This is a genomic window from Methylocucumis oryzae (assembly GCF_000963695.1).
In the GTDB taxonomy this organism is placed as follows: domain Bacteria; phylum Pseudomonadota; class Gammaproteobacteria; order Methylococcales; family Methylomonadaceae; genus Methylovulum; species Methylovulum oryzae.
Map to the genome: position 1 here is coordinate 1 of NZ_LAJX01000125.1, position 14,237 is coordinate 14,237.

The following is a 14,237-nucleotide window of genomic DNA, read 5'->3' on the forward strand; positions in this document are numbered from 1 at the left end:
CCACGCAGAGCGTGGGAACGAGAAAAGAGCGATGAAAAAACTTTTTTTTTTTTTTTTACTGATGTTGTTTGGGGTAAACTGTAAACGTTTGCTCGTAATGTAGCCATGCAGTGGTTTACTGGTTGTTATGTTTCAATCCACATTCGACCTCATCTGTCGAATGACAATACCATCGACAGGTAGAGGTCGGTGGCTTGCCTCGCCGTAAACGACGAGGTTACTTGAAAGGATAACGATGCTAACGCATCGTTGTCAACGTTGAACGAACGTTGAACGAACCTCCCTGAAGGAAGAGGTCTCAAATCAGCAAGGAAATAAGATGAAAAGATTTTTGTTACTGATGTTGGCGCTATGGCGTCAACAGTTAAAACTCTATTTAATCGCGGCTTTAGTGGGAGCAGGCTTTGGCGTTTTAGTCTTAGCACCGAGTTATAGCTTTATTTACTCGCAAGAAATCAATAGTGGTAGCCGCTTATCATCGCTTGAGTACATGCTAAGCCAGTTAAGTTCATTAGCAAACGGCAATTTAGCGGAAAGCCATCTTATTTTATTTTATGCCGAAATTGGCGCTATGTTGGGGCTTATTTCTGTCGGTATTTATGGTGCGTTGCATAAACATTTATCACGTATAGAGCAATTAAAAAGTTGAGCTACAAAAAGACCTAATGAGTATTGTTGCTCAAGGTGAAGGGCCTTTAATAGAGTTTAAGTCCTCGTTTCGTTGGGATTTTGAACAATCTCGCATCAATCGTAATTTAGAAACTATTGTATTAAAAACCTTAGCGGGTTTCCTCAACAGCAGTCACGGCGGCACGTTATTAATCGGCATTGCCGATAATGGTGAAGTGATAGGCTTAGAGCAAGATTTCAAAACCTTAAAAAAACCCAATCAAGATGGTTTCGAGCAATCAATAATGACCGCCGTATCGACGCAATTAGGCGCCGACTTATGCTCATACATTCATGTGTTATTTCATGCTGTCGAGGGCAAACAAGTGTGTCGACTATTAGTTACGCCAGCACTTAGGCCCGTATTTTTACAACAAAATGGCTCACCTAAGCTCTTTGTTCGTACCGGCGGTGCAACCCGTGATCTCAATATACAAGAGGCGTTGGAGTATTATCAAATACGCTGGCAGAGAGAAAAATAGTGTTTTCTCGTTGCTGCTACAGCTCGTAGGTCGGGTTAGCGTCAGTGTAACCCGACATTTTACTTGTTGTTTTATATTGAATATGCTCTTGATTTTTCGACAGTGTTGAGTGCGTGGTAATAGCTTATAGACACGTCGGAGGCTTGGGCAAGCCGGCAATTTTGCAGGCGTATTTTAACGGCCCATTGGGAAATAACTGGTGTAAATAACGGCTATTGCCTTTAGCGTCGCCGAATTGTTTTTGAATCGCTTTAGTGAATACGCGGGCGTTAGGTAGGTGTTTAAAGCTTAGATAATACTCGCGGATAAAGTAAATAATCTCCCAATGGGCGTCAGTCAGCACTAACTGCTCACGTTCAGCCAAGCAATGGGCAACTTGCTCATTCCAATCGGCGGGGTTTTTTAAGAAACCTTGCTCGGCGGTGGCAAGGTCTTTGCCATCGACACTTATGACCATGTTTGAATTAAAGGATGCTCAACGGCAAGTTGGACAAACTCAGGATAATCAATGACGTGGATGTTTTGGGTTAATTCATTGCTGCCTATGTTAGCGGCGTGTACATCTGCGCTTAGAGCGTAACACTTAGCATATTGCGTTAATTCGATGAGCGCTTGGTTTTGCTGTCCACACGCTAAGAGTGAAGTCACCGATGCTCCCATAAACAACACGGCATCACCTGCGCTTATTCTTGCAAATAGCGCAGCAGAGAGCGTTGTTTGACTAACCAAATGCAGCATTACTGGCTATCCGTGAGTTTAAGCCCTACGATGCCCGTGATGACTAGGAAAATCGACACGACTCTTAACCAGTCAATCGACTCTTTAAACAAAAACACACCAACAATCGCAACACCTACCGCGCCTATGCCGGTCCAAACGGCATAGGCGGTGCCTATCGGTAAATATTTAAGCGCTAACATCAGTAAGTAAAAACTACCTGCACCAAATACGGCAGTTGCAACACTAGGCCATAATTTAGTAAAGCCTTCATTGAATTTCAGGCTAATGGCAAACAGGATTTCTAACAATCCGGCGCTAAACAGTAAAAACCAAGCCATTAAACGTTCTTACCTATGGTGTTTTGAATAAAGCTAAGCACATCGGTTAACGGCAATTCGATGTTATCTTTCGCAGTTCTTGCCTTATATTCAAACGTACCGGCGTCTAAACCTCGGTCGCTTAAGATAATGCAATGAGGAATGCCGATAAGCTCCATATCGGCAAACATGAAACCGGCGCGCACTTTTCTATCGTCTAATAAAACGTCAATACCTAGGTTTAGTAGTTGTTGGTATAGCGTTTCGGTGGCTTGTTGTAAACGCACTGATTTATGCAGGTTCATAGGGCATAACGCGACTTGAAACGGTGCTAACGCGGCAGGCCAAATAATGCCACGGCTATCGTGATTTTGCTCTATCGCCGCTGCAACGACGCGAGAAATGCCAATGCCATAACAGCCCATAATCATGATTTGGTGTTTACCGTCTTCATTGATAATACCGGCTTTCATAGACGCGCTGTATTTAGTGCCTAGCTGGAAAATATGACCGACTTCAATCCCGCGTGCTAGCGTGATTTCACCTTGGCCGTCAGGGCTTGGGTCGCCTGCTACAACATTTCTAAGGTCTTGAAACGCATCATTAGCTAATGCCGATTGGTAAATCGCACGTAAGTCGTCATTAGCTAACCAGTTGCAGCCGCGATAATGGTAACCGGCTTCGTTAGCGCCACAGACAAAATCGCTAAGCGTTTTTACTGCATTATCGAATAAAACATGGCTCGCTGCCGGACGTGGGCCTAAGAAACCAGCGCTGCAGCCATGATGCGCGCTAATTTCTTCATCGCTAGCCATACGGAAATCGCCAATCAGTTTTCGCGCTTTGATTTCGTTTAATTCGTGGTCACCGCGTAAAAATAGGTTAAAAAACTCGTGTACGTCATTGCCGTTGTCGTCTTTACGTGTTCTTACCACGGCTAAGGTTTTCAACACTTTATGCGCGGGGACATTTAAAAACTCGGTGATTTCAGCAATGGTTTTCTGGGTTGGTGTTTCGACTTTGCTACGAGTTTCAGTTGCGTCGGCTAAAATATCAATGCTGTTTAACGCGGGCGCGCTTTCGACATTAGCCGCATAGTGGCTTTCCGTTGAAAACGCAATGGCGTCTTCACCAGAATCAGCGATGACGTGAAATTCATGTGACACGGCTCCGCCAATCGCGCCAGAATCTGCAATTACTGCACGGAATTTTAAGCCTAAGTGATTGAAGATATTGCTATAAGCTTGGTACATCGCGTCATAAGTTTGCTGTAATGAGGCTTCGTCTAAATGAAACGAGTACGCATCTTTCATGATAAATTCACGGCAACGCATGACACCGAAACGCGGGCGTATTTCGTCGCGGAATTTAGTTTGAATCTGATAAAACGTGATAGGTAATTGTTTATAGCTTTTTAATTCATGACGCGCTAAGTCAGTGATGATTTCTTCATGCGTAGGACCTAAACAAAAATCCCGCTCATGCCGGTCTTTTAGCCTAGCTAATTCAGGGCCGTATTTTTGCCAACGTCCAGTTTCTTGCCATAGCTCAGCCGGTTGTAAGGCGGGCATTAAGACTTCCAACGCGCCGGTTTTATTCATTTCATCGCGGGTGATTTTTTCAACTTTACGCAAGATTTTTAAACCTAACGGTAGCCAGGTGTATAAGCCTGCCGCCAGTTTACGAATCAAACCGGCGCGTATCATAAGCTGATGACTGGCGATTTCAGCATCGGCAGGGGTTTCTTTAACAGTTTGTAATGGAAATTGGGAAGTACGCATGTATAGTGTTTTTAATGTGGTATATAAAAAACGGCTGTTAAAAGCAGTTTCGAAAATCTAATGAGTCGCTATCGCGAAGTTTTAAGTTAAGCCGGTTCTCGCACCGGCAGGCGAGCTACTTTCTTTTGCGTCGCCAAAAAGAAAGTAGCCAAAGAAAAGGCGACCCGTTGCCGCTTCTTCCTGCGCGCCTTGGTTTTTGCTGGGAGGTCGGCAGAGCGGGCGTCCTGCCCGCCTGCCTACGCACGGCATCCATGCCGTGCCCCTGACGGGCTAATCCCAGCAAAACCTGCGGTGCTCGGCGCGGCAAACGGGATTAGGCCTCCGATTGACTTGCAAGTAACTATAATAAACATCTATTAAACACAGTCAGTAAGTGTAAGGGGTGTTTAATAAGCTTTGTTGCGTGTGAGCAAAGCGTATGTCGATTTGGTCGCCTTTGTTTAGCAAGCCTGGGTTTAGCGTAAATAAAAAACCGCATTGGCTGTGAAAGCGTTTATCGGCGTCAGCAACGTCCGGTCTAGGCAAGTCAGCTTGGCTGGTTAACAGTAATCGGTTATTAATGAATAATTCTAAATTAACCGATTCGCTCGTTCGGGTATCTAAGGCCCAGCCATAGATTTTATCTTCGCTAACTTCATCAATATAACCGACTAAAACACGGCTAGCTTGGGCATGACGGTAATGCACGGGCGACGTCGTGTAAGCGCTAGGCGATGGCCGTATGAAATCAATCGCTGTTGTTATCGCGCTGGTATCTTTAATGCCAATGAATTCGGCTAGCGTGTTGACAAACTCATCTGGGTAAATCAAGGCTTTTTCGTAGGAAACCAATAACATCGGCCGCTTACAGCATTTTAAAAAAAACAGTAAGTTTACGCTTAAGGCCAATAATTTAATCATTTCGTTCAGCAACGACACATTAAATAATTGTTGCCTGCGGTTAGCATTGGCTAATAAATCGCGAAACACGACGATATACACAGGTTCACGAAAACAGTTATCGTAGCGCCATAAGCGTAATTTTTTCGTACCCCAAACAGCATAGCGTTGATTGCGTTCGTTGATAGTCGCTACTGCTTTCGCTTTATCACGGCGGTTAACTGCATCTAACAAGGTTTGGTCTTGATAACGTGAGTCTAAGCCATCCCCCATATAAACACCGAGTTTATCTAACACCCCGGCGACCATAGAGGTGCCTCCGCGACCTAAGCCTAAGACGATAAGCGTTTTTTCGGGTAGGGCAGCGGCATCGCCATTCAGTACAGCAACGCCGAGGTTTTTATTGCTCATGCGCTTTATAAATTATCTAAAATGGCGCGTTTAACCGCATCTAAGTCGGCGCTAATAGTGACCGGTTGGGTATCGGCGCATTGTTGCATAGCGATGTCCGGGTCTTTAATGCCGTTGCCGGTTAAGGTGCAAACTATCGTGCTGCCTTCAGGGATTTTACCCGCATTAATATCATGGATTGCGCCTGCTAGCGAAGTGGCTGAGGCCGGTTCGCAGAACACGCCTTCTTGCTGGGATAATAGTTTTTGTGCCGCTAAGATTTCTTCATCAGTAAATTTAGCAAACCAGCCACCGGATTCTTTTTGGGCTTGCCAAGCTAAATCCCATGATTGGGGATTGCCGATTCTAATCGCCGTCGCTAAGGTTTCTGGGTTTTCGACTGGATGGCCCACGACAAACGGTGCTGCTCCCGCTGCTTGATAACCGCACATAATAGGTACGTTACGCGTAACAGCGCTATGGCTTGCGCTATACCGGGCATATTCTGAGTAACCTCTCCAATACGCTGTGATATTACCTGCATTACCAACTGGTAAGCAGTGATAATCGGGCGCAAAACCGAGTTCATCGACGATTTCAAACGCAGCGGTTTTTTGGCCTTCGATGCGGAATGGGTTAATCGAGTTAACAATAGTCACGGGTGCTAGCTCGGCAACTTGTTTGACTAATTCCATGCCTTGATCAAAGTTACCGCTAATTTGAATGATTTTGGCATTGTACATTAAGGTTTGCGCCAGCTTGCCTAACGCGATTTTACCTTCTGGAATAATGACAAAGGCTTTAATACCGGCTCGTGCGGCGTAAGCAGCGGCAGATGCCGACGTATTACCGGTTGAGGCGCAGATAATGGCTTGGCTGCCAGCTTCGACGGCTTTGGTCACCGCCATCGTCATACCTCTATCTTTAAATGAGCCAGTCGGATTTAAGCCTTCAAATTTAACGTAAATCTTAACGTCTTTGCCGATAATGCGCGGAATATTGTGTAATTCAATTAAGGGCGTATTACCTTCGCCTAAGCTGATAATACGCGTGTTAGCGCTAACCGGTAAGCGGTCGCGGTAGAATTCGATTAAGCCAGTATAGCGTTTGTGTGTGCTCATGAGTTTATCCTAAGGTTTCCATACGGATGCGGTTTATTTTTCCGGTCACGGTAGTCAATGCTTCAATTTCAGCTATCGCCGCGTTCATTTCTTGTTCTAACGTAATTTGGGTGAGCAAAATAATAGGCACCGCCGTGTCACCTGACGACGGTTCTTTTTGAATAATCGCTTCAATACTAATGTCATGGTCGGCTAAGATGCGCGTCACATCGGCTAAGACGCCGGGTTTGTCTTCTGCCATTAAGCGTAAATAATACGCTGTTCTAAAACTGTTTGAACTGACTACCGGAATATTCGCTAGTTGATTGGCTTGGAAGGCTAAATGCGGTACGCGATTTTCAGGGTCGCTGGTCAACGCACGAGCGACATCAACGACATCGGCGACGACAGCAGAGGCGGTGGGTTCGGCGCCAGCACCGGCTCCGTAATATAAACTAGGCCCTACTGCATCACCTTTAACGACCACGGCATTCATGACGCCATTGACGTTAGCGATTAAACGGCGCTCAGGAATTAAGGTGGGATGCACTCTTAACTCTATGCCGTTTGGCATCTGTCTTGCGATACCTAAGTGTTTAATTCTATAGCCTAGCTGCTCAGCATATTCAACATCGGTGCGGGTAATGCCGGTAATGCCTTCGGTATAAACCTTATCGAATTGCAGCGGAATACCAAACGCAATCGCCGCTAAAATGGTTAACTTATGCGCGGCGTCAATGCCTTCGACATCAAAGGTAGGATCGGCTTCAGCATAGCCTAGTGCCTGAGCTTCGGCTAAGACATCAGCAAAATCGCGGCCTTTATCGCGCATTTCAGTCAAAATAAAATTACCGGTGCCATTGATAATACCGGCTAACCATTGAATACGATTACCGCTTAAGCCTTCGCGTATCGCTTTGATAATAGGAATACCACCGGCGACCGCCGCTTCAAACGCAACAATCACGCCTTTGGCGCTAGCCGCAGTAAAAATCTCATTACCGTGTAACGCAATTAATGACTTATTCGCCGTCACAACGTGTTTGCCGTTATTAATCGCCGCTAACACCATGTCTTTAACCGGGCCAGCTCCGCCGATAAGCTCTAAAACAATATCAATATCGGGGTCGTTGATAATGTCATTAGGGTTACTGGTTAATTCAATACCGTCGGTATTGCAAATCCTTGACTTAGTTAAATCTTTAGCCGAAGCACGGGTAATAATAAGTTCCCGGCCTATTCTGCGCTCGATTTCCGCTGCGTTGCGTTTAAGCACGTTAACAGTGCCACCGCCCACCGTACCTAATCCTAATATACCTACTTTTATCGGTTTCAAAGCAAACTCCGGTTTTTAAAAGCGCCATTATATTTCATATAAGTGCTTGCATAAATGGGTGAATCTTTGATTCCGGTGCTTAAAGCGGAAGTGTTGTTGGCAACAAATCTGTTGTGCAACAGATTTGTTGCCTAAATGGGGGTGTGAAGACAGCGCGTAGGGGCAATACGCTGATGTTATTGCATGCTACGCGCTAAGTCGTTTTGAGGCCAAGCAGGCGAGTGGGCAAACATGAGCAACATACTTGTCAGAGAAATGAGAGCTTTCACAGTTTTGAGTCCTAACTTTATGGTGTGCCGCTTACAAACTTTAAATGGAACTACCGAGCCTGAATTAAAAATAACAGATGTTCGAAAATTGTCCGCCACCACCGAAACCGACAGCTACTTGGCTCATCACATAAAAAGGATTGCCGTCGGTAAGTCACCACAGTGAAAAAATATGCCCCACCCTTGGTGTTAGCTCGCCTGTAGTTAGACATGGTTGCAAGATGTATGGTTTACCTTGAATATGCTTGCGTTTGATTTTAGCACTCTTTGGTGCATGGAATGCACCCTGCTTGGCTGAACTTCAAAACCGCCAATGGGCGGCGCGTCCCTGACTTGTTAGGTTTCCCTTAAGAAAATATCTTTTCCAAAGATGGAATTAAACTCTTCTTCGATTGAGCGAGAAATAAGACATATTTCATCTAGTAGATCCCGGTAGTAAATTGCCTTGAAGTAATCTTTGCGGCCAAGTAGCTCAGACAGCATCTCTTTGTATATGTCGATGCTCGGAGGATGTTCAGATAGGTACTGCGGGATAATACGTCCCATATCCATAATCTGAACTAACATCACAAATGCACCGTACTTTTCCTGAAGTTGACGAAACTTCCTCTTCTTGGGTTCAGGCAGCTCAGAAACCATTCTCTCCCTGAATGAGTTGATTGGCTCAACGTATTGAAACGCCGAATCTGCGGCAGCGGCAGCCTGAGTGCAAAAGTACCTATCCCACCACACCTTCAGATACCTAATTTGAATCTCTCGGTAGGTTAGCCCAATTATATTGGTGCTCTCGGTGTAACGCTCTGCGCCCTCCTGAAGGCCATGACGAGAGACAATGAAACCTATATTTGCACCTGTTTCGTGCATAACCGTGGTGAATGCGTGAACAACTGTTTGGGGGATTGCAGAACTCCAATTCTTGCATTCAACGACATACTTAATTTTATCGACGCTTTTTTCATCTAAGGCAAACACATCTACTTCCACTGTTCCACGCGGCGTGGTTAGCCGCATCTCGGTCTTTGCAGCTAGTCCAATCTCGTTAAAGATTCGGCATACACCATTCTGAAGTAATCGCCAATCAGAAGGTTCTGGATTTTCGATCATAGAAACCTATCTATTAAGTAGACCCCCTTCTCGGTGCCATAATTAACACACTAGTCGGTGTGTTTCCCAATTAGTCATTATTGTTTTTTAACGATATTATTATGCAACTTAGCTGTTAGTAAGCTTTTTGTTAGTGTGAGTTATACCTCAGTAAATCCCTTTCCTAAGCCACTTTATCAGGTGCACCAGCGCGTGCGTATCGGCGACGTATACATGTTATCGGTATCTACAGTCGTTTTCAGCCGCCATCCATAATATCGCTAGCAGATTGTTCTTGCTGTTCCTCGAAAGACTCTTCTGCGAAAAACGTTCTTTTCATAAACCCGATTTTGGCTTAGCCATTCACGCATGTCCTGATTGTCGACGCGATCATAGATTTCTTCAACCGATAGCGTTAAACCAATTGACTCAAAAGTGACGACATCGCCCAGATAAAAATATTCCGGTTGCCAATGCTTGCTTTTTCGAAGCACTTGTATGCAAACAGTCTCTTGCTCTACAAGCACATACTCTTTTAAGGTCGGTAAATTAATGTAATGGATAAGTTTTGTCGTCGTATCCATTCTTTTGGTCGATTTAGACAAGACTTCAACAATAATCACAGGGGAATTTGCAAAATAGCTATCTCCTTCAGTCTCAGTGCAATCAACGATCACATCGGGATAAAAATAACTTTTCCCAAATGCCACTTTTATGTCTGCGCTGAAAGTCGAACAAGGTGAACCTTTCAGATGGTTTCTGAATTCACCCGCAATATTACCCGATAAAATATTATGGTTTCTTTTCGAACCAGCCATTGCGTAAGCCCGTCCATCATAATATTCACGCCGAACTTCAACATCAGGCTCCGTCCTTAAATACTCTTCTTCAGTCATGGCAATGCCATCGGACTCGGATTTCGGTTGTAAAGCCATGGGATGGTTCTCCGTAGTGGTTGCCGTCTTCGAATTCATGGTTATTTCTTACTATTTTGAAGCTTTGCCATCCATGAATCTTCGGTTCCCGCAATCCATGCTGGAACGACGTTCATGAGCAATATTATCTTCAATCTCCCTGCGTTATGTTAATGCCACATTCCGTAAGAGCCTCGACAATGGTGTCCGCTAATTGTCGGGTGATTTCGGGCTTGGCGTGTTTTTTTTGCCAATCAAACCAAGATAGGTATTGTTTAATGAACACGCGCCAGGCTATGGCGTCTGTTTTATAGCCATGTGCATTCTATGCACCTTACCCTGTTATGCGGTGCATGGAATGCACCCTACCGGCCTATATGGGTTTTAAGGTCTTCGTCAAATGGTTAACAACGAATTTCACGTCATTTTTTAAAAAGACCCCAAAATCCATAAAGAGCCACCAAGGTTTGCACTCCCAGGAACTTACCGCACGCTCATGTTGGTTTATCAGCCAGCGTCAATTTTTTTCGCACACTTTTGCATACGGCATTTAAAAAATCATCGCTATTATCGTATTGTTGGGTGCGAATAAATTCGACTAAGGATTTAACTAATTTTTTAGTTTCGGCGATTTCTTCATGCGAGCGGCCGCAGCCTTCGCAATGCGTACCTTCGTAGGTGCAAAAGTCTTGGCAAGGGGTGAATTTCATAGTTTTTCCTAAAGCAAGCGCTGGATGTTGCCAGCGCAGTTTTTAACATTAAAGGCTATCTACTAAAGACGGGACAGCTAAGTAATAGCAACGTCAGGATTGCCAATAACACACGAACGTGTTTGGCGCTTTGCCATCCAAGGCGCTGGATTCCGGCAATCCATGCCGGAATGACGATTTAGCTCTACTGACTATAACCAACCTGTCCCTTTTTTAAAGTGGGTAGCCACATTAAATAACTTGGTCTTTTTTCATCATCGCGCGTATGCCACGTATAGCTTGGCGGGTGCGATGCTCGTTTTCGATTAAGCCAAAGCGAACATGGTCATCGCCATATTGACCAAAACCGATGCCGGGCGCGACGGCGACTTTTGCTTCTAACAGCAGTTTTTTGGAAAATTCCAATGAGCCCATGTCACGATAAGGTTCTGGAATCTTAGCCCAGACAAACATGGTCGCTAGTGGTTTTTCTACAGGCCAGCCGGCACCGTTTAAACCATCGCATAACACATCACGGCGTTTTTTATACATGTCGGCAATTTCTGCCACGCAGTCTTGTGGGCCTTCTAACGCAGCAATCGCAGCGACTTGTATCGGGGTAAACGTGCCGTAATCGAGATAGGATTTGATACGCGCCAATGCAGCCACTAATTCTTTGTTACCACACATAAAGCCTACGCGCCAACCTGGCATGTTATAGCTTTTAGACATTGAGAAAAATTCTACCGCAATGTCTTTTGCGCCTTCGATTTGCAAAATAGACGGGGCTTTATAGCCATCAAAGACGATATCGACATACGCAATGTCATGCACGACCCAAATATTGTGTTCTTTGGCCAGCGTGATAATTTTTTCAAAGAAATCTAACTCTACACATTGCGCGGTTGGATTGCCGGGAAAATTGATGATGAGCATTTTAGGCTTAGGCCAACTTTCAATAATCGCTTTATGCAGTTCTTCAAAAAAATCTACGCCTGGGATTAACGGTACGTGGCGTAAATCTGCGCCCGCAATGACGACGCCATAAGGGTGAATAGGGTAGGCGGGGTTAGGCACTAACACCACATCGCCTGGCCCTAAGGTCGCTAAGGCTAGATGCGCTAAGCCTTCTTTCGAGCCTATGGTGACAATCGCCTCGTTATCGGGATTTAAGTCAACATCGAAACGCGTTTTATACCAATTGCAAATCGCGCGTCTAAGTCTTGGAATGCCTTTAGACATAGAGTAACGGTGCGTATCTTCGCGTAACGTTGCTTCTATCATTTTATCGACGATATGTTTAGGCGTGGGCTGGTCGGGGTTGCCCATGCCGAAATCGATGATGTCTTCGCCGGCAGCGCGCGCTTTTGCTTTTAGCTCGTTAACAATGTTAAAAACATAAGGCGGTAAGCGGCTGATTCTATGAAATTGTTCCATTCGTGTCGGTGGTGTCAAGTTGGTGGTGTCAAACAGAAGCTAAATTACTGATGTAGGCGCAATATGTCAATTAGCTTGCGGATGTGGCTCAGAATTATTCGTTGCCGGTTTTAAATCGGCAGGGTCGGCATTCATGCGAATATGGACTTCGCGCTTGGGATAAGGAATCTCAATATGGTTATGTTTTAACGCTTCTAATAACCGCACATGGATTTGATGCGTGACTTGCTGTCTATGGCCTAATTCGTTGACATGCACGTAAATCGTGAAATTTAAGCCATTATCGCCGAAGCCGGTTAATACCACGCTAGGTTCAGGCTCGGTTAACACCATAGGCGTGTTTTTAACGGTGTCTAGCATAACGTGATGGGCGAGTTCTATATCCGAGTTAGAGCTAATACTGACCGGAATCACCACGCGCGTAATTGCATCGCTAAGCGTCCAATTAACTAACTGGGTAGTGATAAAGGTTTTATTCGGCACGATATGCTCTTTTTGGTCCCAGTCGATAATCGTCGTCGCACGCATTTGAATCAAACTGACTTTTCCCGTGACGTTGTTAATCGTGACGGTATCGCCAATGCGTATCGGGCGTTCGAATAATAAAATAATGCCTGAGACTAAATTAGCGAAAATTTCTTGTAAACCAAACCCTAAGCCTACGCTTAAGGCGGCGACTAACCATTGTACTTCGTCCCAGCTACCACCTAATTCACTGGCAACGGCGATAAAGCCTATTGTGAATAAGCCGTAGCGGGCGAGCTGATTAATCGCATAACGGCTACCCGGCTCAATGCTTAAAACGCCGGAACAGCAGAATATCCATAAAGCCTGAGAAATTGCGTATTGCTACCGTGATGACGAAAATATATAAGCCCGCTAATAATAAATTCGTTGCCGTAATCGGCTCTAAGCTGCCTTGTTTATCAGCAGAGATGACTTGATGTTGCCAGAGCACAATGTCATCTAGGAAGGAAAATGCCGGTAAAATATTTTTCCAAATGGCGGTAATACTGACAAATAAGCTAAAGCCAATCGCGACATTTAATAAATTTAACGTTTGCGCGTTAATTTTTGGAATATCTAATAATTGCTCATCAGGCAGTGGATGGTCTTCTGCACTAGACGGTGTGTGATGGCGTTCGTGTAATGCCGCACGGCGTTTTTGTTTAGCATTAGCAATGGCGAGTTGGCGGTTAACCAAATTTAGCCAACGTAATACTAAGGCGTGGATTAACACACCGAGAAACACGACACGTAAGGTGACTATGACTTTTTGCTGTAATTCTAACGCGCTTAAATAATAGCCTGCGACGGCAAAAGCGATGATAATCAGAGGTGTTGAGACGGCGAGTGGATACCAAAGATAACGTGAGCGGGTAAGCCAACTGCGCGGATAGAGATTGACTAAGCGTAACACAATCGGGCTATTAGGTTTTAATAGGCCATGTAAGAACCACGCTAATGCCAGCATGCTTATCATCAGCGCAACCCGTCCCAAACTATCGCTATGCGCCGATAATTTTGCCGTACCGGTCGCATGAATAATAAAGATAGTCGGGATGGAGACTAAACGAATCCAGGCAATTTGCCGACGTAGTAATTGCGTGATTTCCGTTTGCCAATGAAAATGCTTGCGTGCAATACCCGTAGCGGCAAATAACCGATAGAAAAACTGTAACAGTAATAAGGGTGTGGCCGCATGGAGTAAGCCTACGCCTAGCGCACGGCTGAAATTGTCTACATACGCTTGGGTACTGAGTAACCAACCCATGCCATAACATAATAGCGGTATAGGCGCGACCAGTAATACTGTGTAAGCAATCGCGACCGGCGTTAAATAAAAGCGGTCAGTTGATAATTTATCGACGCGTTCTGAGACTGAGGCGAGTTGCATCATAAGTTTGCGCCGTGCTGATGACAACACCATTAAGCTTATCATGCCGAGAAAACACAGTACCGGTCTGTCTAAGACGATTTTTACCCCATCTTGAGTGACTTTAAGCCAGTTAAACGGCGATAACAGCCACTCTACCGCGTGGAATACATCACCAATAAAATGTAGGTCTATCGGTGCAGAGCTACGCACCCATAATAAACGCTGATCTAAATACACTAAGAATTTGTTGGCCAGTGTATTGAGTTGCTGACGGGCAAAGTCGAAATCAGCT

At 45.0% G+C, this 14,237-nt stretch carries 14 protein-coding genes and 1 pseudogene; 2 read left to right on the forward strand and 13 right to left on the reverse strand.

What is annotated here, in order from left to right; translation table 11 throughout:
- Window positions 1-319 precede the first annotated feature (319 nt).
- The gene (locus VZ94_RS29005; protein WP_239649903.1) at window positions 320-649 is read left to right on the forward strand and encodes a hypothetical protein; all 330 of its coding nucleotides are present in this window, start codon (window positions 320-322) and stop codon (window positions 647-649) included.
- A gap of 16 nt (window positions 650-665) precedes the next feature.
- A complete protein-coding gene (locus VZ94_RS29010; protein WP_239649904.1) occupies window positions 666-1,151 on the forward strand; it encodes an AlbA family DNA-binding domain-containing protein in 486 nt (161 codons plus the stop codon).
- Window positions 1,152-1,275: 124 nt separating this feature from the next.
- On the opposite strand, the gene VZ94_RS12735 is transcribed toward VZ94_RS29010, so the two are convergent.
- The 13 genes and pseudogenes from VZ94_RS12735 to VZ94_RS12795 form a co-directional block, all read right to left on the reverse strand.
- A complete protein-coding gene (locus VZ94_RS12735; protein WP_045779515.1) occupies window positions 1,276-1,608 on the reverse strand; it encodes a TusE/DsrC/DsvC family sulfur relay protein in 333 nt (110 codons plus the stop codon).
- Window positions 1,599-1,889, reverse strand: coding sequence for a sulfurtransferase complex subunit TusB (gene tusB, locus VZ94_RS12740; protein WP_045779516.1), 291 nt, complete (start codon window positions 1,887-1,889; stop codon window positions 1,599-1,601). The genes VZ94_RS12735 and tusB overlap by 10 nt, the downstream gene beginning before the upstream one ends.
- Window positions 1,889-2,209: a DMT family transporter gene (locus tag VZ94_RS12745; protein WP_045779517.1), complete on the reverse strand. Its 321-nt coding sequence runs from the start codon at window positions 2,207-2,209 to the stop codon at window positions 1,889-1,891. The genes tusB and VZ94_RS12745 overlap by 1 nt, the downstream gene beginning before the upstream one ends.
- Window positions 2,209-3,969 (reverse strand): proline--tRNA ligase, encoded by a 1,761-nt coding sequence (locus tag VZ94_RS12750; RefSeq protein ID WP_045779518.1) that lies wholly within the window; start codon window positions 3,967-3,969, stop codon window positions 2,209-2,211. Before VZ94_RS12750 ends, VZ94_RS12745 begins: the two co-directional genes overlap by 1 nt.
- A 366-nt stretch (window positions 3,970-4,335) precedes the next feature.
- On the reverse strand, window positions 4,336-5,259 hold the full coding sequence (locus tag VZ94_RS12755) for a sulfotransferase family protein (RefSeq protein ID WP_045779519.1): 924 nt from the start codon (window positions 5,257-5,259) through the stop codon (window positions 4,336-4,338).
- Between the two features lie 5 nt (window positions 5,260-5,264).
- Window positions 5,265-6,359, reverse strand: a complete 1,095-nt coding sequence (gene thrC / locus VZ94_RS12760; protein WP_045779520.1) for a threonine synthase — start codon at window positions 6,357-6,359, stop codon at window positions 5,265-5,267.
- Window positions 6,360-6,363: 4 nt separating this feature from the next.
- A complete protein-coding gene (locus VZ94_RS12765; RefSeq protein ID WP_045779521.1) occupies window positions 6,364-7,674 on the reverse strand; it encodes a homoserine dehydrogenase in 1,311 nt (436 codons plus the stop codon).
- A 605-nt stretch (window positions 7,675-8,279) separates the two neighbouring features.
- Complete coding sequence (locus VZ94_RS12775; RefSeq protein WP_045779523.1) at window positions 8,280-9,047, reverse strand: restriction endonuclease; 768 nt, start codon at window positions 9,045-9,047, stop codon at window positions 8,280-8,282.
- Window positions 9,048-9,307: 260 nt separating this feature from the next.
- Window positions 9,308-9,961, reverse strand: a complete 654-nt coding sequence (locus tag VZ94_RS12780) for a Uma2 family endonuclease (RefSeq protein WP_045779526.1) — start codon at window positions 9,959-9,961, stop codon at window positions 9,308-9,310.
- A gap of 473 nt (window positions 9,962-10,434) precedes the next feature.
- Window positions 10,435-10,650 carry a DUF1289 domain-containing protein gene (locus VZ94_RS12785; protein ID WP_045779524.1) on the reverse strand — a complete coding sequence of 72 codons (216 nt, stop codon included), beginning with the start codon at window positions 10,648-10,650 and terminating at the stop codon, window positions 10,435-10,437.
- Window positions 10,651-10,881: 231 nt separating this feature from the next.
- Window positions 10,882-12,066, reverse strand: a complete 1,185-nt coding sequence (gene alaC / locus VZ94_RS12790) for an alanine transaminase (protein WP_045779525.1) — start codon at window positions 12,064-12,066, stop codon at window positions 10,882-10,884.
- A gap of 66 nt (window positions 12,067-12,132) precedes the next feature.
- Window positions 12,133-12,906 carry a mechanosensitive ion channel family protein gene (locus VZ94_RS29015; protein WP_338040397.1) on the reverse strand — a complete coding sequence of 258 codons (774 nt, stop codon included), beginning with the start codon at window positions 12,904-12,906 and terminating at the stop codon, window positions 12,133-12,135.
- Window positions 12,857-14,237 (reverse strand): annotated as a pseudogene (locus tag VZ94_RS12795) (mechanosensitive ion channel domain-containing protein); the annotation flags it as partial. The gene VZ94_RS29015 and the pseudogene VZ94_RS12795, both read right to left, overlap by 50 nt.